Origin of the sequence: Psychrobacter sp. Marseille-P5312 (assembly GCF_900291405.1) — a bacterium.
GTDB classification, from domain to species: Bacteria; Pseudomonadota; Gammaproteobacteria; order Pseudomonadales; family Moraxellaceae; genus Psychrobacter; species Psychrobacter celer.
This window is the reverse complement of sequence record NZ_OLML01000001.1, coordinates 157,320-181,926: the sequence shown is the minus strand read 5'-3', so window position 1 is coordinate 181,926 and position 24,607 is coordinate 157,320. Positions and strand designations below refer to the sequence as shown.

Here is a 24,607-nt window from a genome sequence, read left to right as displayed (position 1 = left end):
AGGCAGTATTTAAAAAGCAATAACAAAAACACGGAGCGCACATGTCTGAGACCAACCAAGCAACGATTACCCAAGCAATGATTTTGGCAGCTGGCAAGGGTACGCGTCTGCGGCCGCTGACCTTAGAGACTCCCAAGCCTTTGGTAGAGGTGGGCGGTCAGCCGTTGATCGTCTGGCATATCAAGGCACTACGAGCGGCTGGTATTACCGACATCACCATCAACGCCTCATGGCTTGCCGATACCCTGATAGAGAGGTTGGGTGACGGGGCACAATATGGCGTGACCCTGCATTGGTCGGTCGAAAGCGATGAGCCACTGGAGACGGCAGGAGGGATATTTCAGGCGCTGCAGGCAGCCAAGCTACGAGATGAGCCGTTTATTTTAGTCAACTCGGATGTGTGGACGACTTACGATTTTTCGCAACTGATTGATTATAAGCTGGGGGCGGACCAGCGTGCGCATCTATTGCTGATTGACAATCCAGAGCATAATAGTGGCGGAGATTTCGCCATTAACAATGGTCTTGCCAGCGAGCAGCCGATTGATAATGCGGACAAATATACCTTTGCTGGTATCAGCGTGATGTCGCCAAGACTGGTCGATGGGTTGGCCTCAGGTCAGCCAGCGGCACTGGCACCGCTGCTCAAGCAGGCGATGATAAAGTTTCAAATCACCGCCGAGGTGATAGCAGATAACTGGATAGACGTTGGCACACCTGAACGTCTGACGCAAGTCAATGAATTTATCGATGATAAAGGAGCCGCCAGTCATCAAGGCGCTTAGCGCTCACTGTACTATAGGACAATAAAAAAGCAGCGACCATTTATGGCGCTGCTTTTTGGTTTGTTAGGGCACGATAAGCCATAGAGGGTGGGTTACCCAACGCTAGGCACCTATGAGCTAGACACCCATAGCCAGCTTAATCAATTGGGCAATGGTAAAAATCACCAAAAAACCCGCGATATATAGACCAATAAACCATGCCCATTGTGATTGCTTTTTACTGAGCTTTTTCATATTCGTCTCCTATCTTTTTATAGATACGCCATACGGGCGGGCGTAGTGACCGCCACCTTTTGCGGTGGCCTGTCACTTTTTAGCTGTCATTTCTCTGATGCTACTTGTTTCTGACTTAGCACATATACTACGCCTAGTACATATGCTCATGATCTGTCTTGCCCTTAAAAGTATAGTAGGCAAAAGCGGTATAACTTAAGATAATCGGTAGCATGATAGCGGCCCCAATCAGCATAAAGGATAGCGAGGTGTCCGCTGCTGCTGCTTCATAAATCGTCATTTCATACGGGACGATATAAGGGAAAACGGCAAAACAGACTCCGATATAACCCATCAAAAATAACGCCACCGTCAAGAGAAATGGGCGATATTCACGCTCCGTCTTTAAATCTTTACGCATCAAAAAGAACAAGAGCAGCACGATAATCGGCATGGGTGCCAAATATAGCAAGCCTGGGAAGCTAAACCAGCCCTCAAGCGCCTTGATATCAGAAAAATACATAAAGCCTGTGACGACGACCATTGCGATGATCAGTGCCAATAGCATCCAGCCTGAAACCTTACGGGCCCATACTTGTAAAGTATGCTCGGTTTTGATAATGAGCCACGTAGAGCCAAGTAGCGCATAGCCGATAATCATAGCAATACCGCAAATGATAGAAAAAGGTGTGAACCAATCAAAAGGCCCGCCTGTATAGAGACGATTGCTTGCCTCAATCCCTTGTATCAACGCGCCCAACATCAGCCCTTGGCAAAAAGTCGCCACCACGGAGCCGATAAAGAAAAAACTGTCCCATACGTGACGACGTGAGGAGGCTTTAAAACGAAACTCAAACGCCACGCCGCGCATGATCAGGCCAAACAGCATAAAGATGACCGGCAGATACAAGCCTGTCATGATAATGCCATAAGAGACTGGGAAGGCTGCGAATAAACCGCCACCGCCCAGTACCAGCCACGTCTCGTTGCCATCCCAAAAAGGCGCGATAGAGTTCATCATGCGGCTACGGTTTTTGTCTGAGCCTGCAAAAGGAAATAAAATCCCGCAGCCCAAGTCAAAACCATCAAGCAACACATAAATAAAGACAGATAAGGCAATCAAGCCGCCCCAGATCAAAGGTAAGTCTAATACATCACCGTAGTTAAACATTAGCGTAACCCTCCATCATCGACATCATCAGCAGGTGTATCGATATTTTCTTTTGTACTTTGATCAGGACTGCTATCACCGCTTAGTGTCCGTCCCTGACTTTCTGTGACTGAGTGCTCATAGAAGTTGTCCTCAGCGGGATCTTCAAACGGTTTTGGCCCCTGCGCGATCAGTCGCAAGATATAAAAACTCCCTGCGCCAAAGACAAACACATAAAGCACAATAAAGCCAATCAAAGTCGTCGCCACCTGCTGTGCTGCAATGGGCGACATACTCTCAGCTGTACGTATCACGCCATAGACGGTCCATGGCTGACGTCCTGTTTCGGTGACAAACCAACCAGCCAGCAGTGCGATAAAACCAAGCGGCGTCATCATCATCCAAGCACGGTGAAACCAGACACTTTGGGGGTCATACTGTTGTTTTTTAAAGTATTTATACAGACTAAATAAGCCGACCAACACCATGAGCGTGCCAATACCGACCATAATACGAAACGCCCAAAATACAATAGCCACAGGGGGCTGATCTTCAGGTGCCCAGTTTTTGAGACCCTTAACCTCACCATCAAACGAATGGGTGAGAATCAAGCCTGAAACATAAGGGATGGCTACCTCGTACTTATTGGTTTGGTTTTCTTGATCAGGCAACGCAAACAAGCGCAGAGCCGCGCCGCGCTCATCTTCCCAGATACCTTCCATAGCAGCGACTTTGGCTGGCTGATGCTCTAAGGTGTTAAGACCGTGCTCATCACCAATCAACACCTGTGCTGGCGCGACAAATATCGCCATAATCATCGCCATACCTAACATGACACGGCCATGCTGACGGTGCTCTTTGTGCTTTTTAGATTGCAGGTAGTAAGCACCGATACCGCCAACGACAAAGGCGGTGGTCAAAAACGCCGCCGTCATCATATGGGCATAACGGTAAGGAAAGGAGGGGTTAAAGATAATCTCAAACCAGTTGGTAGGATATAAGATGCCATCCGCGCCCAGCATAAAGCCCTGCGGCGTCTGCATAAAGCTGTTGGCAGACAAAATCCAAAATCCTGAAATTAGCGTACCGATGGCAACAATGGCTGTCGAAGCAAAGTGCATCCGCTTACTCACGCGGCCCCAGCCAAACAGCATAATCCCCAAAAAGGACGCTTCTAAGAAAAACGCGGTCAATACCTCATAGGCAAGTAGGGGACCTAAAACGTTACCAGCCTTGTCCGAAAACACCGCCCAGTTGGTACCGAACTGGTAGGACATCACCACGCCCGAGACCACCCCCATACCAAAGACCACGGCAAATATTTTGACCCAATGCTTATAGACTTCAGCATAAATAGGCTCGCCGGTCTTTAACCAACGGAACTCAAGCACCGTCAGCCAGCTGGCTAGACCAATAGAAAAGGCGGGGAAAACAATATGAAATGAGATAACAAAAGCGAATTGGATACGCGCCAGCATCAGCGCATCGAGCTGGTCAATCATAAACGTAGCGAACATAAACGGTTACCCTTATCTGTTAGCTGAATAGCGCAGGCTTCCCTCAAACGCTCAAATAACAGTCTGCATACTGTCTTTATTTATATATAGGCAATAGGCAGATTGTGTTTCAGTATGGATTAGCGCGCGACCTAAATGATACATGGTGGCTAAGCTAACGACTGTTTAGCTGAATTAAGTAATTTACATCCTTATAAATTAATACATGACTGTTATGTGCTTTCAATATATTATGCGCCTCCCTCGGTGCACACGCAAGCGATGCAGCACCCTGATGGCCTATCTAGTAGTCACGAGTATTTGTGCTAAAAAAACAGACAACTTCTTTAAAATAACAGTAAAAACAATTAGTTGTGATAAAGTTTCTGCACTACTATCAGGGCGGCTATTATGCCTGTCTATCATCGAGTGAGGTACAAATCTGCAACATGTTATCAGTTTGTAGCGCTTCTACATTTCCTTACAGTCAGCTGCTCATTATCTGCGGCAACGGCTTGAGTGTTATTCTTGTAATTGCTTGTGCAAGATCCGCCGTAGCGTCAAGATGGTCTGGGGGTTGCTCTGAATACTATGACCCCCATTTATAATGGTCTCAGAAGCTGCACCGTCTAAGTGCGCACTGGTATAAGGTACGATGCCGTCTGATAGACGTTCAGTCAACGCTTGACTGATGTTTTTATCGACGGTGACTGCGGCCACCAGCGGCTGTGTCGATGCTTTATCGTTAGCAGCGTCGGCGGTGTCGGTAGCGCTAGTGTTGGTAGCGTGACTGTCTTTCTCGTCTTTTATGGCTTGTGACAAGTCGATTTTGGCATTGCCTGGCTGCATCTGTGCCAGCCCTTTGGTGATATCTGAATCGTTATTGGCGATGATGGAGTGATAAGTAATACGGTCATTGATGGAGATGTCTCGGGTCAATTGAATAAATGAGGATTTGTCACTCAATTGGCTGGCACCGTTTTGTAGGTATAAAGCGCCAAGTGGGTTTTGTGCCAAGTCGCCTTGGGTGGCAATGGTCGCCAGATTGTCTGTGACCGTCTTGACCAGCCCAACGGGCAGATACACAATGCGGCGCAGCGCACGGGTAAACCAGCGGTCTGCATAATCGGTGCCGCGAAACGGCGCTGATAAAAACACCGCTGTATCCACTTGCGGTAAGGTTGTGAGCTCAAAGCGCTCTTTGAGCTCGGTCTCACCAAATGAGGCTTTAAGAGCATCACGAATTTGCCGCTTTTCGCTATTAGAGAGCAGGTTTTGATCGTCTAAGCTGTCTAAATCGTCGACCAGATTGTCGTCTGATAGCATCATACGGGCGATGACAGCGCCCATGCTGTGGCTGATAATCACGCTGTTTTTGCTGGCGCGGTTCTGCCCTTGTGGGTCGGTCTGGGCATAAGTGCTATTGATCAGGCGCTGAATTTGATAACGGTTTTCTAATATAGGCAAGTTAGTGGGATAAAATATCTGCCAAACCTGATAATTCTCACGTAATTTATCATCATTCAAAATATCGTTGGTCAAATTGACCCACGTTGCAGGACTAGAGGCAAGGCCGTGCAGCATAATCAGCACGCGCTTATCAGGGTCATAGGGCTCGAGCATAAACAGCTTGGGCATTCGGGCGTCAGGCTGGCGAGTGATGAGATTAAGATAACCGACACCATCCAGCTGGTTTTCTGCCAACCAAAGACCATAGCCTGCCGAAAAATTGGCTGCGATGGGGTAGTTATCACCCAAGATATTGACATGCTCTGTTTGATACGGGTTATAAAGATGGATATCGAGCGTGCGGCTGCTCAGCGTGTCTAAAACGCTATTGCCGCTGGGCTTGATAAGACCGGTCAATAGCAAATGGCCTGTAGGATAGATACGCGAGCTTGGGTCGCTCTCATTCTCATTGACGCTGTCGCTGTTTTGCTCATAGGACAAGCGCCCCGCCAACGACGACGCCAATAGTTGCCGAATCGTTGTGGTATAACGATCATCTAACGATGCCACTAGGCTGATGCCCAGCCCCGGACGTTTGCTGATAGAGTTTAGGCCAGAGAGGCGCAGCTCGTAAGTGGAGACTAGGTCAGCAAGTGCTGAGGCTTGCTTGTGCGCATTTTGTAAGTAGCTGTTTTCGTTTGGCAGATAGACGCCAAGCTGATAGTCATCGACGGCTATTTTCATCACTTTGATTTGGTCAGTGGGTTTGCCTGTGAGCGATGATAAATTGGCGATGGCTGCTTTCTCGCTGCTATCACGCTTGCTTGAGGTGATGGGGAGGTATTCTATCTGTGCCTCGCCCATCAGTTTGTCCGTGCCATCAGCGGACTTGTACAGCTGAGTGATGATATCGTTGCTGGCCGCGTTATATATGTCTTGGGTCTGAATATCCGTATCATTGGGAATACGGTTTTGTTGCTGCGACTGTCCGCTGGCCTTATCCGCTCCCTCAAAATCGTGTACGAGCGCGTCATAAAATAAATAGGTGTAGCTCGATTTTACTGCATCAAATAGCCGCTCTTGATAGTCATTGAGACAGCGACTGGTGTTTTGTTGCTGGGCTTTGGCGTCTTCTGCACTTAGCGGCGCATTGGCATAGTAGGGATCAAGCGGCGGACGAGACAAGGCGTCGCGGCAAGCTTGCGAGCGTGCCAGCTGACGGGCTTTGGCATAGTGTAGCTCGGCAAAAATCGCTAAAGCAGGGCGGTAATGTTTATTTAGTATGCTATCAGTCAGCTGCGTCAAGCACAGATCAAACTGCTGCATACAGGCTTGCTCGTTTAGCCCTGCAGATAGCAGCGCTGAGGCGGTGTCACTACTCAGTTTTTTGTCAGTGACGATATTGCCGCGCTGGTCGGTGATGGTCTTTGCGGAGGTTTGTTTGTTGACAGAAACCGTGCTGCAGGCAGGCAGTAGCGCTACTACGGCAAGCAAGACTGCTAGGGTCATCGACCGCATTTTTTGATTGGTGTGCATCATCGGTTTGATAAGGCTAAACGGCGTCATAAGTCAATCCCAAAAACGAGTATCAAAAAGGCGAAGGAGTGCCGGCAGGCGTGCAGATAAGTGTAGCGTAACTTTTGTGATTAGACTATTTATTATCCAGCAAAAAAACGCCTTCATTTTTAGTGAGAAAATGAAGGCGCTATAGGGGCTATCGGTCAAACAGGCTGATGTACAGCAGATTAGACGCTTGGTTTGACATTGATGTCAGGGGCAGGAATATCCCAGATATAAAACTTACCTTCTTCGATAAGTTTGATTTGCTGAGGAATAATGTCGTTGTCGGGGTTCTGACTTTCGAGGCGACGCAGACGCTCCAAGGCTTTGTCACGGCGATCGCTAAGAAGGTCTGATTGTGCCAAGCTTTGCTCTGCTTCGGTGTAGCCCAACGAGACGGCACGGTCTAAGTATTTTTGACCTTCTTTAAACCCGCCACCTTCTGAGAGCATCATGCCATACAAGAAGTTGGCTTCGCCGCTGTCTGGCTGAATTTTGATGGCGCGATCCACATACTGCCCACCGCGGATGGTATAGTCCGAGCCCAAGTCTAGGTTGCGGCCCATGCCATTGAGCTTCGCTGCCCGAATCAGTACATCATAAGACGCGTTTGGCTCTTTGGCATAAGGCTCAATCCACTCTGCCAACACCTTGATTTTTTCGCGGGTGTAGTGACGCTGTGAGCGGTTAGGGAAGTTGGGTGGGTAATGACGAGCGTTGGGTGAGACATCTTTGATAAAGTCATCGAGTAGGCTGACATCAAGCTTGTCATTATTATCGCCCGTCTGCTGCGGAATCAGTACCGTTGGCACAAAGCTGACATCAGACAGTTGTACTTGCGGCGTGGGGATGTTGGTCAGCTGACCACTACGAAGGTCGATGCCAGTGGCATTCATCGGACCTGGATCGTAGACACGTGTGGTACCAGTGAATTCAGGCGTCGCTGGTGGCCTGACGTCTTGTGGCTGCAACGTACTCATCGGCGGGCGGTTTTGTACGGTGGGTGGCTGCGGTGCGGTGAAGGTTTGCGGCGCGGCAGCTTGAGGGGCTGGTGCATTGTTTGTGCTAGCCGCGTTATCAGCCTTTGGCTGAGATAGACGAATGACACGTTTGCTTGAGTCGATGGCGCTCGGTACAGAGGCGGCGTTAGTGGCATCAGTCGCGCTGCTCGCAGCTTGTGCTTCGGCTGCATGAGCAGGCGCAGAGAGCATCATGGCGCAAGCGGCAGCAACGGCTGTCAGAGTTGCCAGCGCTGGTGCCTTGGGAGGTACGCTGGTCGATAATGTAGTGGTTTTCATAAAAATAGCTACCTTATTAGTAAGTCAATATTAGTAAGTTAGTGTTTATTAGTATTCATAGGTCGGTTGTTGTATGATTTTATAATGTAGCTGATGGGCAGTATTTACTCATCTGAAGATACCAGATACCTGAGACATCTCAAGGCAAAAGCGTACAAATTTTTTATACCCTAGCAAATTAAACTGAGCGCTATCAGTAGTAGGATTGTTAATACGATAGCTTTTATAAGTGGTAAGCGGTGGCCTTCATACGGTTGGCCATCCAACGCATCGTCTGGCGTACAACGGGTGACAGCGCCGCACCCCCATTTGCGAGCGCCAGCTCACGGTGATGCAGCTCTTCGATATCCATTTGTGCCAATATCTCTTTTGAGCGCTGGTCTTGCTCTGGTAGCTGGGTGATATGATCTTGTAAATGCTCGCTGACTTGCGCTTCTGTCTCGGCGACAAACCCCAAGCTAAACTCATTGGAGATAGCACCTGCCACCGCGCCCAGACCAAAAGACATGCCGTACCACAGCGGCGTAAAAATACTGGCATGGCTACCAAGCTCGTCTAGCCGAGTCTCACACCATACCAGATGGTCGACTTCTTCTTCGGCAGACTGCTGCATGGCTTGTTTGACGCCGTCGTCTTTTGCGCTAAAGGCTTGACCGTGATACAGGCCTTGCGCGCATACTTCGCCTGTGTGATTGATGCGCATCAGCCCTGCGACATGACGCGCCTCGGTGATGCTCAGCTCAGGAATCTCATCACTACTCACTGGTAAGGGGCGCGTGCTAGGATTTGAATGTGGGACGACAGCTCGTAACGCCTTATCGACCCCAACTAACAACTGGTCGACTTTGGACAAAGGACGCGGGGCCATAATTCACTCCTCATGACTTATAATCAAAAACAACAAATATTACTATAGCAAACAATCCAAAATATCAGCACTACTATTTATTATGCACGTGCCTACATATCGACTGCGAAATGTATTATAAAACGCTCGCATCATGGGTTTGGATGACCGCCGCTTTGATATGTTTATGCAGCTTGATATACAAAAACACGCCAAAGGTGATATTTAGCAGGCCTGTCACCAAAAACAACTGCGGTAGCGTCAAACCCAAGGTGTTTAAAATAACAATCGAAAAAATCGCTGAGGTGACCATAAATATTGCATTAAAGATATTGTTGGCCCCCACGATACGCGCACGGTGGCTTTTTGGCGCATATGCCTGCATCGACGCATACAGTGGCACGATGTATAAGCCGCCACTAAACCCCAAAAAGAATAAGTCGGCAAAGATGCGCCACGTGCCACTCATCCCAACCAACTCACCAATACCCAGCAGTGTGCCATCAGCGACAGCCATATTTAGGCTAGATAAGGACCAATATAAATCGACAGCAAAAATACTCAAACCTGCAATACCAAACGGCAATAGCCGCAAGCTGACTTGGTTTTTGGTCAGTGACTTACATAGCAGTGAACCGATCGATACGCCAACTGAAAACAGCGTTAATAAAAAAATCACCACCGACTCATCGCCGTGCAAGATGACCTTGCTAAACTCTGGCGTCTGCGTCAAAAACGTCGCGCCATAAAACCAAAACCAGCTGTTGCCAAGAATGACAAAAAACAAAAACGGCAAGGAGTATAGATAGCGTACCGTACTCAAACTGGTGGTAAAGATATTCCAGTTGATTGTCAGCGCCGGCTGCATCGCAGGCATCAGCGGGATAAAGCGTGCGGCCAAATAGCCGAGCATAGCCACCAACAGCACCGTCGCACTGATCCAATAAAGCGATGCGGAGAGCTGTGTCAATATCCCAGCGACGATCATCCCCAGTAAAATCGCCAGTGAAGTGCCCATCTGAAACAAGCCATTAGCGCCGACCAGCTCATTTTCTTTCATCGCTTGTGGCAGATAAGCGTACTTGATCGGCCCAAAAAACGTCGAATGCGTGCCCATCAAAAACAGCGCCACAAACAGCAAACCATACCATTCAAAGACAAAACCCACGGCTGCCACCGCCATAATCACCAGCTCAAGTAATTTAATAAACTGCGTCAGCTTGGATTTTTCAAACTTATCAGCGATTTGGCCTGCCACTGCTGAAAATAAAAAATAGGGCAAAATAAACAGCATGGCGGCCAAGTTGTTTAAGATACTGACTTCCATACCCAGCTGGCTTGCCGCCGTATACGTCAGTACCAATATCAGCGCTTGCTTAAAAATATTGTCATTAAAGGCGCCCAAAAACTGCGTAAAAAACATGGCGCTAAAACGGCGATGCTTAAATAATTGAAACTGATTTGCCATGAAAATTCCTACCGATGGGTCGCGGTTGATGAGTAAAAAACCGTCAAATAAAACAGTCGGATGATTTTGATTGTTATTAATATCAATAACTTATAAAAATATAGCATAGGGTTTGTAGCTGTTAAGCCGTATAATAGCAAGGCTTTGCCAAAAATACATGCGTACAACGCTATGATTTCATAATTATCTAAGTTATGATTTGTAAATTTATATGGCTATATTGCCAAATATAGTGATAATTCAGACCACTGCGATAAGTTTATTCACCGGTAATGCTAAACAATGGCCATCGTTGTTGATACGGTACCGCGTGAGCTGATAGGAACCAATCATGAAGCACCAGCCATCAACTCTAACGCACAACGTATTGCTGACGCCGCAGGATACCTGTAGTCATAGCGTGAGTAGTCATAGCGAGAGTGCCAGTACGGCTATCCGCTCTGATAACAGGGCTCGACCTCACGCCGTGTGCGCGCACTTTACACGCTCAGCATTATTTACCGCGCTGACGACCAGCTTGGTGGGTTTTGGGGTGGCGCCTACGGTATGGGCTGATGCGCCGCCTACGGTCATGGTCAAAGCTCCTGCCACTCAGTCTGCTAACAGTCGTTCAAGCGCTAGCTCAGCACCGCGTGAGCCGTTAGAGGATGGCTCGCAAGTAGATGCTGCACTAGACGCGCTACGCCTAAAAAAAGCGGTGGAGCAAGGTATTATCGATCAATCTGTGCTCGATGAGTATAGTGAGCAAAGTCTAGATCTCAAAAAATCAACCGTTAAAAAATCAAACACTGAAACGTCAAATGCTGTAAATAGTAACTCTTCAATTAACGACCCCTCAAACCGATCGAATAACCAGACGAATAACACAAATGGCGCTGACCGTCATCAAAAAAATCAGGGAAGTATGATAGATGGTGTCGATAACGATGCGCTGAATAACAACTCACTTAATGACAATTCACCTAACGACAATGCCCTAAATAATGATGCGCTGGCTAGTGATATGTCTAATACAGGCGCGAACGACAATCTGTTGCAACAGGCCGCTGAGGTACAGCAGCAGGGTTATCAGATGATGACGCCTGAACAGATAGAGCGTGAGCTGGCAGCTATTAATCGTCAAAATAATGACATACTAGAGAGTAATAGCACGGTGACTGGCAATGGCAATGTCAGCCCCCTTGACGGCGCTGGTCGCTATGACAGAGATTTTGATGCTCCGATTGCCAGTTTGGACGATACCACTCCGCCCGTGGGTTTGGATGTTGCACTGGATGCCACCAATTTGCCAGTCCCAAGTAACTTGGAGACGCTGGGTAAAAATGAGAAAGCTGAGCGCACGGCAACACAAGCGCAGACAGACGAAGTCATGTCGCGTCCGATCGATGTTAGTGATTCGGTCAGCAGTGGCCGCACTAATGAAGCGACTGATAGCGAGATTGTGGCCAATACCAGCGCTGCTAATGGAGAAAGTGCCACAGCACAAAACATCAATCCTGATGACTATTTGCCAGATTATCAAACCGATACGCAGGCGGTCAGCCAAAGTATCGAGCAAGCTGATGAAAAAAAACCGCTAGCCCGTAACAATGGCAATATCATCAAGCGCCTTTATAATCGCCTGTTTAATGGGGGAGTGAGGGCGTTGCCGCATGTCGACACCACTGTCTATCTGCAGCAGGCAGCAGATACAGGCGATGGCAAACCAAAGCTCAAAAAAGCCGACGACGATACCCAACCGATAAAAAACATCAAAGCGGCGCTGGATGATACGACGGTTCAGTCGGTCGTTGACTTTACCGCAGCTTTGCCTCGCCTGCGTCAGACGGCATTAGATGCGGCAAAAGCGGTGGGGTATTATGATGTGACTTTGCGCTTGCGTCAGCCTAACAGCGATAGGATTGATGTCATCATCGAAAATCTGGGAGAGCCGGTGCGTGTGGATAGCCGCATCGTCGAGATTCGCGGTGAAGGCGGTGAGCAGCCGGAGTTTGCTGCGCTCGAAACGGACTTGCCACCACAAGAGGGCGATATCTTTAACCACCGCATCTACAAAAACAGCAAAGCGGCTTTGGAGTCGTTGAGTAACACTTATGGTTATTTTGATGAGTATTGGCTAAACAAATCGGTTGATATCATCTTGCCAGACAACACCGCCGACGTCGCTTTGGTTTATAACACAGGCGATCGTTACGAGTTTGATGACGTGGTGTTTTTTACTTATGATGAAGCGACCAACACCCTGACACGAGACCCTGACAAGCTGCCTGTTGAGATATCATTGTTACAGCAGCTCATCGGCTTTGAGCCGGGCGACAAGTTTTATCGGCCAGCGGTGACCAAGTTTAGTAACGATTTGTCGGCGACCCGTTATTTTAACACCGTCAACGTAGAGTCCATTTTGCCACCTGATGAGAGTAGTGAGGCGAGCACGTTGGCTTTTGACAATGCGCCTACTGCCAATGGCAATGAGGTGTTGGACAATGATGTCAATAATGGTACGACCAATAATGCCGTTACGGCAGCCAGCACAGTCAGTAATGACGGGCGTATGAGTGCAGAAAACGGCGGTGTCGCAAGCGAAAGCTCGGCCAGTAATAGCGGCGCGACGGTCGACCCTGCCGATATCGTGGCCATCGAGTTTGAGGCAGACGAAGCCACGCTGGATAAGCTACAAGCCATCAAACAAAAAGCTGAGCGCTTAAGCCGCTTGCCAAACGATCGCGTACTCGATGAAAAAGACCAAGAGGCGGATAGCATCTTGGGTAAAATCAGTGACTCCATCAGTAATGTGGCACAAAAGATATTTCCAGATGAAAAAAACTTACTGGCCGACGAAAACTTTGTGCCGCCCACGCTGGCAGGACGTAAAACCCCGCAAGACGTAGCTGAAAGCAAAAAAGTACCGCTGTATGTTTTTGTGTCCTCCAACAAGCCGCGTGATGCGCAAGTCGGTCTGGGTTATGGGACAGACACAGGTGTCAGGGCCACTGCCAAAATAGATTATAATTTGCTCAATCGTCAAGGCTATCAAGCGGGGGCAGAGACTGAGGTTTCAAGAATCACGAAAAATGTCGCTGTCTATGGCAGCAGGCCTTGGAAACATCCGCTCAATGATAAGTTAGATGGGCGTCTGACCTATGAAGAAGAGGTCATTGATCAAGGCGAAGGTAACTTTGATTTGTCCACCAAAACGCTAAAAGCGGCCATTGCCCGTAACATCCGCCGCGACAGTGGCTGGAACCGCAGCTACTCTATGCGTTATCGCTTAGATGAGCTAGAGACGGGCGTAGATGAGACAGAGCTTGATGACCTGCCCATTCGCTTTACGTCTTCTAAACCCAAACAGCGAGCATTACTGTTTGGCTATGGTATGAACAAAACCGACGTGGACAGTACGACCAACCCGACTCGCGGTATCCGCCAGTATTACTCGCTCGAAGCTGGGACTGACAAAGCGCTGAGCGACACCGACTTGGCCATCGTTCGCGCTGGTGTCAGTGGTATTTATAGCTTTGGTGACGATAAAAAACATCAGGTATTAGGCAGTCTCAATACAGGCTATATTTGGGCAGATGATTTTTATGATGTGCCTTATAAGCTGCGTTTTTTTGCAGGCGGCGACCAAAGCATTCGCGGCTACGACTATGAGAGTTTATCCCCGCTAGATAAGGGCTACTTGACAGGCGGGCAGGTGCTGGCAGTCGGTAGCGCTGAGTATAACTATGAGTTTAGACCAGGGTTTCGCGGTGCTTTCTTTACGGACGTGGGTAATGCCTACGACAAAGACTTTGAGACAGATACCAAGGTCGGCGTCGGTGTCGGTATCCGCTGGGCTTCCCCCGTCGGTGTGGTACGGGTGGATGTCGCCGCGGGTGTGACAGAGGAGAGTATTCCGGTTAGACTGCACTTCTTTATTGGTTCGCCCTTATAGCTTTATTGTCATTTTTCGTATTTATCGTGCCATTGCTGGTCATCATTTTTTAACGTAGTTGAGTGTCATGCTGACAAAAAACACCCCGCCCAATAACGCACCAGATGAAGACCCAGCACAGCGCGATGCTCGTGCTGTCAGGCGTTGGTATCCGCTGTCTTTTTTGCTCAAACTGCTGGTACTCATCACCATCGTCTTGGCGATTATGTTTGTGGCGTTTTTTTATGCTGCAGGTACCGAGTCGGGCACGAAGTTTATTTTAGAAAAAGTCAGTGCTGAGACAGGCATTGATTTCAAATATGGCCGTGGCAATCTGCGCGATGGTATTTGGGTCAGCGATATCGATATCAACGCGACTGACGACCTTGAGATTTTGGTCGATAAGGCGTATGTCAAAATAGGCTGGCGTGCGATGTTTGCCAAAGAAGTGCATTTGCGCGATGCAGACATTCATACCATCGAGATCATCAACAACCAGCCGCCAACGGGCGAGCCATTTGATTATAAAACCCTGCAACTACCAGTGAACCTGCGTTTTGATCAGGCCAAAATAAACAACATTATTTATAAACAAGTGACCAAAGAGCCTATCGTGGTGCATGATATCGCCGCCCGTGATTTGACGTGGGTTGGTACGCAGGTCGCTTTGGGTCGCGGTGACTTGCAGTATGCTGATATCGTCAACGTCAGCGCATTGCAAGGTGAGATTGAGTTGCAGGGTGATTACCCGCTAGATTTGAGCGCTATCGTAGAGGTCAGCGCGCTAGAAAAAGCCTATATCGATCCGCTCAATGTCACGGCCACAGGTACGCTAAAACGCACCGTTGGTAAAGTGCGTAGCCGCTATAACGACAGCGACGTCAGCGGTAGTTTTGTCGCTCAGGGCTTAGATGACGGCTCGCCGTTTCAGGCAAAGCTGCAATGGGATGATATTTTGATTCCGTATGCTGAGAGCCAAAACATCCGCCTACAAAGCGGTACGGCGACAGCCACAGGGGTCATCTCCGAAATACGTCTGCGCATCAATACCGAGCTGACTGCCAAAGATATCCCATCAGGACATTATCAAGGCCGCGGTATCATTGCCAATAGTCAGCTGCGCGTCGATCGCTTAGATGCTCAAGTACCCGCGGGTAATCTTGTATTACAAGGCATCTTGGACTGGCAAGACAGCTTTGATGCCAAAGTGCGCGCCACTGGCAGTAACTTTGATATTCGCCGTGCCATTCCAGATGACTACGCCGACTTTAAAGCATATGCACCGCAAAAACTAAATGGCAGACTGTCAGTCCATTATCAGCAGCAAGACAGTAATGGTAATCTACAGATAGATGCTGATTTGCGCCAGCGTGATGGAGAGCATGTCAACGCCAATATCGCGCGTGGTAAAGTATCGGCCAAATCCACACAAGCCGCGCCTTGGTATATCGATGCCAATTGGCAAAACCTCATCCGCCGTGATGTACCAAGCATCGGCAATATCGACAGCCCACGTGGGCAAGCAGACGTCATCATTCGCGGCTCGCGTCTGTCGGTCGATGCCAATGCCAGCATCAATGAGCTAAACGCTGCCCCTAAAGGCAATTATGATGTACGCGTGCGTAAAGCTGGCGACGTCATTGATATCAATCGCCTCAACTACAATGGTGTGGTGGGCGACTTGTCTGGCACCGGCCAGATCCAATTGGCGCGCAAAAACCGTCCGCTGACATGGCAGATAGATGCACGTACCAATGGCTTGCTACCAAAAGCGTATCGTAGCGACTTGCCGCTAGAGCGCCTGACTGGCAGTATCAGCGCGCGCGGTCGTTTGCTCAATATCAATAAGGGCGGCGCGCGCGGCCAGCGTCATATCGTCACCCTAAACAATACTGACTTACAAGCAGCGCTCGATACCACACAAGACGGCCGTCGTATTGGGCTGACAGGCACAGGCGATGCCAGTGTCGATATCGTCGGAGGTGAGCTGTCGGTGTTTGACGCTCGTTTTGCTGGTCAAGTCGATACCGCTGATGTACCAAAAGGTCGCCTCTCAATTGACGCAGCGGGCACGCCAAAACTCATCAGTATTCGAAACGTAACCTATAACGGTGAAGCAGGGGCGGTCAATGCCAAGGGTGTCATCGACCTGCGCAACCATATCGGCTGGACAGTAGATGGTCGTTTTGACAAGTTTAATGTGGGGTATTTCTTACCCAATAATCCAGCGATTATCACAGGCGACTTGACCACCAGCGGTGCGTGGCAAACGGCTGCCAAAAACAACCCCAACGCCTCAGGAAAGCTGCAGCGTTTTGCCATAAACTTCGATGGCGTGTTAGACGCCGATCAGCTGCCAGTGGGTCAGCTGACGATAGATGCCAGCGGCGATGCTCAGTTGATTCGTATCAAGCGTCTGCGTCATATAGGCGCTGCGGGTAGTATCGATGCGACAGGTACGGTTGATGTACGTCAAGGCATCGCGTGGGATATCAAGGCGGTCATGGATCGTTTTAATATCGGATACTTCCTAAAAGATACGCCAAGCCTCATCACTGGTACGATCGATACGGATGGCCGCTGGGGTGACAATCAGCAAACCGTCAATATCAGACAGGTAGATTTAAGTGGTCGACTAAAAGGCCAGCCGCTTAGTGCCAAAGGCAGCTTGACGGCGAAAATGCGGTTGCCAAAAGATCTAGCAAGCTACTTTAAGCGCTTACAAACGCAGGATGCGCAAGCGCAATATAAACAAGTCAATGCGCTAATCGATAGCTTAAATGCCGATAATTTGGTGCTACGCTGGGGCGACAACTACGTCACTGCTGATGGCAACGCCCAGCAGCTACAAACCAAAATCAATATCACAAGCCTTGATCAGCTATCAGACAAACTTGCGGGTAAAGTCACAGGCGGCGCAACCTTATCGCAGCCAGCAGGACAGGCACTGCCCACCATTTATATCGATTTGGTCGGTGAGCGCATCGCGCTGCCAGGATTTATCCTGCGTCAAGGTGGCGTGCGCGGCAAGCTTGTCAATTTAGCAAACAGTCCAAGCCAGCTTATCGTGACAGCAGAAGGTCTGGATGCAGCAGGGCAAAGCTTTAAAAGTGTCAAAGCGTCCTTTAATGGCACCGAGCAGGCCCATGTAGTCGATCTGGATGTGGCTAATGAGCAGCTCGATATTGGTGCCAGACTCAAAGGCGGCTTTAATCGTGACAAGCTTGTCTGGTCAGGGGTCATCGGTAAAGGGCGTATAAAGTCTAAATACGCTACCCTAAACCAGCTGCAGCCTGCTCAGCTGATTGTCAATTTGCCTCATGAGCAAAACGGCAGTCGCAACGACTTTAAAGTACAGCTGGCCGCACACTGCTGGCAAGCGTCTGACCAAAGTGGCAAGCTGTGCCTACGCGACAACTTAATTGCCTCACCAGACAAAGGCGAAGTCAATATTGCCTTACAAAACCTTGATACCACGCTGTTTTCAGTATTTTTGCCCAAAGATATTGACTGGCATGGCAAGATAAATGGTAAGGCCATCGTCGGCTGGCAGCGTGGTCGTCCACCGACTATCAATACCACGCTATACTCGGACAATGGCAAAATCGGCTTGATTCAAGATGGTGATAGTGCGCCGGTGACATTACCGTACAAACGCGTGTCCCTGATTGCGTTGTCGGTGCCTGAAGGTATCAAGCTACGCACAGATATCAATACAGGGCGCGGCGCCCGTGGCTATGCTGAGGTGATTGTAGACCCCTATAAGACCCCCAAGCCAATCTCTGGCGCGCTGGTACTCAATGAGCTGAATTTAGCGATATTTAAGCCGTTTTTCCCCGGCATGCGAGTATTGGAGGGCAATGTCACGATGGCAGGTGGTCTGGGCGGCACGTTGGATAAACCGCAGTTTTATGGTGATGTCAAATTGGCAGATGGCCGTATTGCCATGCTTGATTTGCCCGTCAATCTGACCAATGTCAATACTGAGGCCAAAATCCGCGGTACACAGGCGACCATCGATGGTACCTTTAATAGTGGTTCGGGCTCAGGTACTTTGACAGGCACGGTGAATTGGCAGCAAAAACTGCAAGCCAAGCTCAGTGTCGTCGGTGAGCGCTTGGTCATCACCCAGCCGCCTTTGCTCGTCGCTGAGATCAACCCTGACATCGATATCATCGTGCGTCCAGGCGATCGTTATGTCGATATCAAAGGGGCAGTGAGCGTGCCATCAGCGACCATCCGTCCGCCAGAGGCCAGCGAAGATATCATCACTCAGACAGAAGATGCCGTCGTTCTTGACCGCCGCTTGATTGGCAATATCGATGAGGTATTAGCAGTCTCCAAGCCTTGGTCGATCAATGCCGATATCGGTGTCGACTTGGGTGACGATATCAACTTCCGTGGCTTTGGTGCGGTCATTCCTTTGGCTGGGGCGATTAACATCAATCAAAATGGCACTGGTATCATGCGCGCAAAAGGAGTAGTGCAGGTGTCACGTCGCACCAATATCAACGCTTTTGGTCAAAGTCTGGAGCTAAATTATGGGCAAGTACGCTTTAATGGCGATGTGATGAAGCCCAACCTCAGTATCGAGGCGGTCAAAACCATCAGTGGTAAGACGGTGGGCTTACGGGTTAAGGGTAATACAGAAAACCCAAATATCATCGTCTTTAATAATGCAGGACTCACCCAGCAGCAAGCGATGAATGCTCTAGTCACCGGTAGAATCAATAATAAGAGCGCCACCCAAATCAGTGAGCAAGGCTTTAAGTCGCAGGTCACCAACAACTTGGCGGCGGCCGGCTTGAGCTTTGGCCTTAGCGGCACGCGCAGCTTGACCAACCAGATAGGTCAGGTGTTTGGTTTGCAAAGTCTGACCGTAGATGCCTCAGGCAGTAGTGAAGACACCAACGTCAATGTCACAGGTTATGTGACACCGGATCTGTATATTCGCTATGGCGTGGGGGTGTTTAATGCCCAAAACAGCTTGTCTGTTCGTTATCAGCTGACACGGCGCATCTACGTCGAGGCTACCTCAGCTGCAGAAAACGCGGTGGATGTGGTGTATAGTTGGCAGTTCTAAAAGGGATATGGTTAGTTGAACATAAAACAGTTATAGATTGAGAGTCGCAGCTGGTATACATTTTCCTTATTTGACTGCAATGTATCTCACTGCTATCCCTATTTTTAAAATAGGGGCACGCTCTAATAAAAAACGCCTTTGATACAAGGCGTTTTTTATTATCGAGGATGTCTGATAACAGACAGATATCAATTTATTTGGTCAAAATCAAACGGTTATTACGAGTTAGGCGCAGGCGATACTCTTCGCCCTCATGTTCGATACGGACTTCTTTGGTTAAGGCAAATAGGTGCTGCGACTGCAAAGTAGGCAGACGATTTTCGCGACAGTTTAAGTAACGAGAGATGACCATGCTCATAATAAATTCCTTTTGATAAAGTGATAAAACAATAAGTGGCAATAGAACTACTACCTTTAACGATAATAATTATCATTTAGATTTAATGATTTTGCAAGCCAATTGATAAAATAAAATGCAGTTATTATGTAAACTTATATAAATCCCTTTGTCATCAACCACTTTTTTGTGCTCGCAGAATATCGAAAACCAGCCGTTTGCTAAAATTAGCGCACCGCTAAAGACAGTCAGAGCGCAGTCAGTATTTCGTCATCAATATCATCCATCACTACTATCATTACTATTTCCAAGTAGCTATTCAAGTAGCTATTAATGCCCTCAAGGACCCTCATGACCCGCATAAACCATCCTTCGCTCATTACCAACACTGCCCACATGCCTGCCAGCACCAAAGCCAATGCTAGCGCCAACGTTGTCAATGTCGCCGTGGCTGTCATTTATTATAAAAACTGCTATCTCCTTGGGTTTCGTCATGCCGCGCAGCATCAGGGCAGTCTTTATGAGTTTGTCGGTGGCAAGATCGAAGAACAGGAGGGTGCCAAGCGGGCGTTAATACGAGAAGTGGCCGAAGAGACAGGTATCAACGTCGCTGACAACCTGATGGTCAAGCTTGGCCGTATCCATCACGACTATGGTGATAAGCAGGTCAGCTTGCAGGTATATCAAATTGAGCTGACAGCAGAGCAATACGAGCAGCATAAACTGGCTGAGTATGGTCTAGAGGGGCAGGCGCTCAAGTGGGTGGATAAGCGAGCGTTACTGGCAGGTGAGTACCCGTTGCCAGCGGCCAATCGTACGATTTTACAGTGGCTGCAGCTGCCACCTGCCATCGCCATCACTTATCCCTTAGCGCATTTTGGCGGCCACACCGATCCAGCGGCAGCATGGCTGGCCTACCACCAGCAGCACCTTTTGCCCAGTGCGTGGGTGTATGTACGGCTCAAAGACGCAAGTGTGTCACGCGCTGACCGCACAATTGCCCAGCTCATGCAGAGGCGACCAGATATTCAGGCTATTTTGCCATTGACTAATGATGGCTTTAGTAGCGCTGAGATCAGGGAGGCGCCCACCTCTCAGGCGCTAATGGCACACCAGTCCATCAGCGCATACCATCTGACTCACACGGAGCTGCTGCACTGGCAACATAGCCAATATGGTCAGACGGCAGCTGCCGACTCAATACCCGCAGGGCAGCCACTTATCGTCAGCTGTCATGATAGCGAGAGCATCGCCGCCGCCAACCAGCTGGCACGCATGCGTATTCAGCAGCAACTGCCGCCTATCATCGGTATTTTTGTATCGCCCATCCTGTCTACCCAAACCCATCCCGATACTGCGCCACTTGGCTGGCAGGCATGGTCTGCACTGACCAAACTGGCTGACATGCCCGTCATTGGTTTGGGTGGATTATCGCCGTCAATGATCGATAAGGCCAAGCAATACGGCGGCGTCAGTGTGGCGGGTATTCGTCAGTTTTTATAGGCCCAAAACCGCAAAAACACAACAAATATTAAGTCGGCTAAGCCACTGATTTTTTAGCGTATTTATCTGCTTGGTAAACATGTATTTATATTGCATCATAAACACATACTTACTTACAAACCGTTGCGTTTCCCTACATTGCGACACTGTTTTTGTGGGGTGGCTGGTCTTAATATATACCGTCTAACAAAGTCAATTAAATACCGATTAAAGCGCGCCTAAGCAGCTGACTGTTCATCGCTTATCCAAACGATACCTTATTATAAAAACAGTATGGCAGACACAGCATTTAGTAAATAGTATTTAATAAAAAGGCGCGTTGATGCTTACCTAAATCTTCAGGCATTTAGCTTAATCATATTATATAGAAAGCCGGGCGATAGAGAACAATGCCTTTATAAGCTCAGGGTAAGACCACGATTACACCCATTAGGTGTTATCTACAATGTATAAAATTGACAATGTATAAAGCATATTTAACAGACATAATAAATACGGTATATCTATGAAAACCAATAAGTTACCTAAATCAGCTTGGTCTGATTCACAGGAAGCTGGTTCTCAATCTCAGCAGAGCAGTTCATTTAGCGACTGCTATTTACACAGTGAATTGACCAAAAGCAGCGCACAGCAAACAGACAATGTCAGTCATGCTGCCAGCAATGATGCCAGCTATCGTGATGATCTGGTAGATGAGATAGCGAGCAGCAGGTATTCGCAGCCAGCGCCCACTCAGGTGTCTTTACAAGACAATTATTTTGGTTATAAAAAGGTGAGCAAAAAACCTGCCAAAATAGAAGACTCTGCCATGATGGATGACATCCAAGTAACCTCGCCGCCAAAAGATAAGCACACAACGTCAAAGTGCCTGACGGGTCATGGACAAACGCCTGTGGATGCAATCATGCAGAAAGGCGCTCTTAATACCTACGACAAGTCTAAGAAAGTAGGCGCGTCATCAAAGCCTAGCTCATCAACAGCTGATGGACAGACATCCTACAGCTCTACGTCTTATACAGACTCATACAGCGAAATACCGGAGCGCGTATTTATGAATGGATTGATCAAGCACACAGGCATAGCATTAGCGATTATCATACCTCTGGCGGCGTTTTCTGCTTATGCTGCTTCGCCTGAGACAACCACAGCGGCAAAACCAAGCACAGTGGCAAAGACCAGCAGCGCTGAAATGACAGGGACACTAGCTGTGCAGCCAAGTGATATCATCCATAAATCTGCGACCACGCCGACCACAGTCGATAGTGTAGATCTAAACAAATACGCGGGGACGTGGTATGAAATAGGCCGCTTGCCGATGTATTTTCAACGTAACTGCGCAGGCGATGTGACGGCCAACTATACGCAAAAGACGGACGGCTCGGGCGTTATCGTCACCAACAAGTGCTTGGATAGTGACGGCGCAGAGATCGTTGCTGACGGTTTGGCCAAACCTGCCGATGCCACTGGTAGTAAACTCAAGGTTACGTTTTTGCCATCGTGGATACGCTGGCTGCCAGTGGGCCGTGCCGACTATTGGGTGCTGGCACGTGATGGCGATTATAAAACTGCCTTGGTAGGGACGCCTGACAAAGACTATCTTTGGTTGCTGGCACGCTCACCAGATATCGCTCAAGAAACGTACGCCAAATATCGTCAAATTGCCCAGCAACAAGGCTACGATTTAAAAGAATTTGAGCTGACACCGCAGTCCAAACAAACGGTCAACTTGGTCCCATAATCCTGTTCGCGTGGTTAATGACTGGCAAAATAGGGCGTTTTAGGCTAAAATCTAGGCGCTCTACATACTCTAACGCAAATAACCAAAATCGAGAGTCTTGATGACTCCATAAGTGTCAACGCTTAGAGCCTATACTGCCCATCTATTTATTTTTCTTTATACTTTACTGATCATACATTACTGACCATAAGGATGTTTCTCGTGAGCAACGCTGATACCTTACGCCAATTACATCAAGACCACTTGAGCAACTACAACACCCAAGAGCAACAAGCCATTGAGCTAATGGGGCTGCTAAATAAGCTTTATAATGAGCAAGACGTACAAGTGACTTTGTTCGGCGAAACGCTAGATACCAGCTCAGTGGGTCAAATATTGGCACTGCATCAAAAAGTAGCATTGCGTGAGCAAGGCGCAAAGACCATCCAGGTCGCTGACACCTTGGCCATGGTAAAAACTTTGGCAGAAAATAAAGACCTTCAAGCCGCTCGTATCGATGTCGGCCAGCTGATCGCCTCTGACACTGACGTACAGGCTGCTCTGCAAGCCGTCAACCATGAGCAAGGGGCGATGAACAGCGCCACTGACGTGGTACTATACGGTTTTGGCCGTATCGGTCGTATCTTGACTCGCCTATTGTTATCGCAAGCATCTAGCGCCAAAGGCTTGCAGCTAAAAGCCATCGTCGTACGTCCTGCAAAAGCAGGCGATCTGGCCAAGCGTGCGTCGTTGTTAGAGCGCGACTCTATCCATGGTAGTTTTGCTGGCGGCGTGACGGTTGATGAAGACAACAACGGCCTGATCATCAATGGTCGCTTTGTACAAGTGATTTATGCCAATGATCCAAGCACCATCGATTATACCGCTTATGGCATCGCTGATGCATTGGTGATCGACAACACAGGTATCTGGAAAGACGAAGATGGCCTTGGTAAGCACTTGCAATCTACTGGTGTCAAAAAAGTACTCCTAACCGCACCAGCAGGCGGTGATATCAAAAACGTCGTGTATGGTGTCAACAATGACACAGTCGGCGATGATACTATTGTTAGCGCAGCCAGCTGTACCACCAACGCTATTACCCCAACGCTAAAAGTACTAAACGATGAGTACGGTATCGAAAACGGTCACGTCGAGACCATTCACTCATTTACCAATGATCAAAACCTAATTGATAACTATCACAAATCAGACCGCCGCGGCCGTAGTGCCGTATTGAACATGGTCATCACCAGCACAGGCGCTGCAAAAGCAGTCGGTAAAGCGTTACCGGAGCTCAGTGGTAAGCTAACTGGCAATGCCATTCGCGTTCCGACCCCCAACGTGAGTCTTGCGATTTTGAACTTAAATCTAAAAACCGCGCCAGAGAGCGCTGATGCGTTAAATGCATTTATGCGCAAAATCGCCAACAGTCACACTTGGCAGTCGCAAATCGCTTATACAGACTCGACTGAAGCGGTGTCGACCGACTTTGTTGGGACCACTCATGTCGGTATCGTCGATGCGCAAGCAACTATTTTGACTGATAATCATGCCATCGTATATATCTGGTATGACAACGAAGTAGGCTATAGTACTCAGGTCTTGCGTTTGGCTACCCAGATGGCTGGCATTAGCTATACGCAAATTCCTGCATAAAACGTAAGCTAAGCGCTGCAAACTCAAATATAATATAAAGCACCCGATAGTCCGATTGGTTATCGGGTGTTATTGTCATCATGAAGGCTAAGCGCTAACTACTCAGTGCTAAGCACCAACAATGGGACT

The 24,607-nt window shown here is 48.6% G+C and carries 14 protein-coding genes; 6 read left to right on the top strand and 8 right to left on the bottom strand.

The features are described 5' to 3' along the window. The first annotated feature begins 41 nt into the window (after window positions 1–41). Window positions 42–785, top strand: coding sequence for an N-acetylmuramate alpha-1-phosphate uridylyltransferase MurU (murU, locus tag C6W44_RS00795; RefSeq protein ID WP_105243840.1), 744 nt, complete (start codon window positions 42–44; stop codon window positions 783–785). A 117-nt stretch (window positions 786–902) separates the two neighbouring features. Here the strand turns inward: murU and C6W44_RS13720 are convergent, their stop codons facing one another. The 7 genes from C6W44_RS13720 to C6W44_RS00765 all read right to left on the bottom strand — a co-directional run bounded on the left by C6W44_RS13720 (window position 903) and on the right by C6W44_RS00765 (window position 10,266). Then, window positions 903–1,019 (bottom strand): DUF2474 domain-containing protein, encoded by a 117-nt coding sequence (locus C6W44_RS13720; protein WP_372046312.1) that lies wholly within the window; start codon window positions 1,017–1,019, stop codon window positions 903–905. A gap of 133 nt (window positions 1,020–1,152) precedes the next feature. After that, window positions 1,153–2,169 carry a cytochrome d ubiquinol oxidase subunit II gene (cydB, locus tag C6W44_RS00790; RefSeq protein ID WP_105243839.1) on the bottom strand — a complete coding sequence of 339 codons (1,017 nt, stop codon included), beginning with the start codon at window positions 2,167–2,169 and terminating at the stop codon, window positions 1,153–1,155. Further along, window positions 2,169–3,665, bottom strand: coding sequence for a cytochrome ubiquinol oxidase subunit I (locus tag C6W44_RS00785; protein WP_105243838.1), 1,497 nt, complete (start codon window positions 3,663–3,665; stop codon window positions 2,169–2,171). The genes cydB and C6W44_RS00785 overlap by 1 nt, the downstream gene beginning before the upstream one ends. A gap of 501 nt (window positions 3,666–4,166) precedes the next feature. Further along, window positions 4,167–6,602 (bottom strand): alpha/beta hydrolase, encoded by a 2,436-nt coding sequence (locus C6W44_RS00780; protein WP_105246342.1) that lies wholly within the window; start codon window positions 6,600–6,602, stop codon window positions 4,167–4,169. A gap of 236 nt (window positions 6,603–6,838) precedes the next feature. After that, window positions 6,839–7,951, bottom strand: coding sequence for a tetratricopeptide repeat protein (locus C6W44_RS00775; protein WP_105243837.1), 1,113 nt, complete (start codon window positions 7,949–7,951; stop codon window positions 6,839–6,841). Between the two features lie 223 nt (window positions 7,952–8,174). Further along, window positions 8,175–8,819, bottom strand: a complete 645-nt coding sequence (coq7, locus tag C6W44_RS00770) for a 2-polyprenyl-3-methyl-6-methoxy-1,4-benzoquinone monooxygenase (protein ID WP_105243836.1) — start codon at window positions 8,817–8,819, stop codon at window positions 8,175–8,177. 115 nt (window positions 8,820–8,934) lie between these two features. After that, a complete protein-coding gene (locus C6W44_RS00765) occupies window positions 8,935–10,266 on the bottom strand; it encodes an MFS transporter (protein ID WP_105243835.1) in 1,332 nt (443 codons plus the stop codon). Between the two features lie 331 nt (window positions 10,267–10,597). On the opposite strand from C6W44_RS00765, the gene C6W44_RS00760 reads away from it, so the two are divergent. Beyond that, a complete protein-coding gene (locus C6W44_RS00760) occupies window positions 10,598–14,200 on the top strand; it encodes a BamA/TamA family outer membrane protein (RefSeq protein ID WP_105243834.1) in 3,603 nt (1,200 codons plus the stop codon). A 67-nt stretch (window positions 14,201–14,267) separates the two neighbouring features. Next, entirely contained in the window at window positions 14,268–19,262 is a 4,995-nt protein-coding gene (locus C6W44_RS00755) for a translocation/assembly module TamB domain-containing protein (RefSeq protein ID WP_105243833.1), read from the top strand. A gap of 193 nt (window positions 19,263–19,455) precedes the next feature. Here C6W44_RS00755 and hemP read toward each other — a convergent pair whose 3' ends face one another. Further along, window positions 19,456–19,614, bottom strand: coding sequence for a hemin uptake protein HemP (gene hemP / locus C6W44_RS00750; protein ID WP_227672156.1), 159 nt, complete (start codon window positions 19,612–19,614; stop codon window positions 19,456–19,458). A gap of 336 nt (window positions 19,615–19,950) precedes the next feature. Between hemP and C6W44_RS00745 the strand changes: the two genes are divergently transcribed. From C6W44_RS00745 to C6W44_RS00735, 3 genes are all read left to right on the top strand, one after another. After that, window positions 19,951–21,102, top strand: coding sequence for an NUDIX domain-containing protein (locus tag C6W44_RS00745; RefSeq protein ID WP_227526313.1), 1,152 nt, complete (start codon window positions 19,951–19,953; stop codon window positions 21,100–21,102). 505 nt (window positions 21,103–21,607) lie between these two features. Continuing rightward, window positions 21,608–22,840 carry a lipocalin family protein gene (locus C6W44_RS00740; protein WP_105243832.1) on the top strand — a complete coding sequence of 411 codons (1,233 nt, stop codon included), beginning with the start codon at window positions 21,608–21,610 and terminating at the stop codon, window positions 22,838–22,840. A 192-nt stretch (window positions 22,841–23,032) separates the two neighbouring features. Continuing rightward, window positions 23,033–24,478 carry a glyceraldehyde-3-phosphate dehydrogenase gene (locus C6W44_RS00735; protein ID WP_105243831.1) on the top strand — a complete coding sequence of 482 codons (1,446 nt, stop codon included), beginning with the start codon at window positions 23,033–23,035 and terminating at the stop codon, window positions 24,476–24,478. Window positions 24,479–24,607 lie beyond the last annotated feature (129 nt).

What these genes read in the sequence shown, in the direction of transcription:
- murU (WP_105243840.1), top strand. Translation starts at nt 42, where the DNA reads ATGTCTGAGACCAACCAAGCAACGATTACCCAAGCAATGATTTTGGCA.
- C6W44_RS13720 (WP_372046312.1), bottom strand. Translation starts at nt 1,019, where the DNA reads ATGAAAAAGCTCAGTAAAAAGCAATCACAATGGGCATGGTTTATTGGT.
- cydB (WP_105243839.1), bottom strand. Translation starts at nt 2,169, where the DNA reads ATGTTTAACTACGGTGATGTATTAGACTTACCTTTGATCTGGGGCGGC.
- C6W44_RS00785 (WP_105243838.1), bottom strand. Translation starts at nt 3,665, where the DNA reads ATGTTCGCTACGTTTATGATTGACCAGCTCGATGCGCTGATGCTGGCG.
- C6W44_RS00780 (WP_105246342.1), bottom strand. Translation starts at nt 6,602, where the DNA reads ATGACCCTAGCAGTCTTGCTTGCCGTAGTAGCGCTACTGCCTGCCTGC.
- C6W44_RS00775 (WP_105243837.1), bottom strand. Translation starts at nt 7,951, where the DNA reads ATGAAAACCACTACATTATCGACCAGCGTACCTCCCAAGGCACCAGCG.
- coq7 (WP_105243836.1), bottom strand. Translation starts at nt 8,819, where the DNA reads ATGGCCCCGCGTCCTTTGTCCAAAGTCGACCAGTTGTTAGTTGGGGTC.
- C6W44_RS00765 (WP_105243835.1), bottom strand. Translation starts at nt 10,266, where the DNA reads ATGGCAAATCAGTTTCAATTATTTAAGCATCGCCGTTTTAGCGCCATG.
- C6W44_RS00760 (WP_105243834.1), top strand. Translation starts at nt 10,598, where the DNA reads ATGAAGCACCAGCCATCAACTCTAACGCACAACGTATTGCTGACGCCG.
- C6W44_RS00755 (WP_105243833.1), top strand. Translation starts at nt 14,268, where the DNA reads ATGCTGACAAAAAACACCCCGCCCAATAACGCACCAGATGAAGACCCA.
- hemP (WP_227672156.1), bottom strand. Translation starts at nt 19,614, where the DNA reads ATGGTCATCTCTCGTTACTTAAACTGTCGCGAAAATCGTCTGCCTACT.
- C6W44_RS00745 (WP_227526313.1), top strand. Translation starts at nt 19,951, where the DNA reads ATGACCCGCATAAACCATCCTTCGCTCATTACCAACACTGCCCACATG.
- C6W44_RS00740 (WP_105243832.1), top strand. Translation starts at nt 21,608, where the DNA reads ATGAAAACCAATAAGTTACCTAAATCAGCTTGGTCTGATTCACAGGAA.
- C6W44_RS00735 (WP_105243831.1), top strand. Translation starts at nt 23,033, where the DNA reads ATGTTTCTCGTGAGCAACGCTGATACCTTACGCCAATTACATCAAGAC.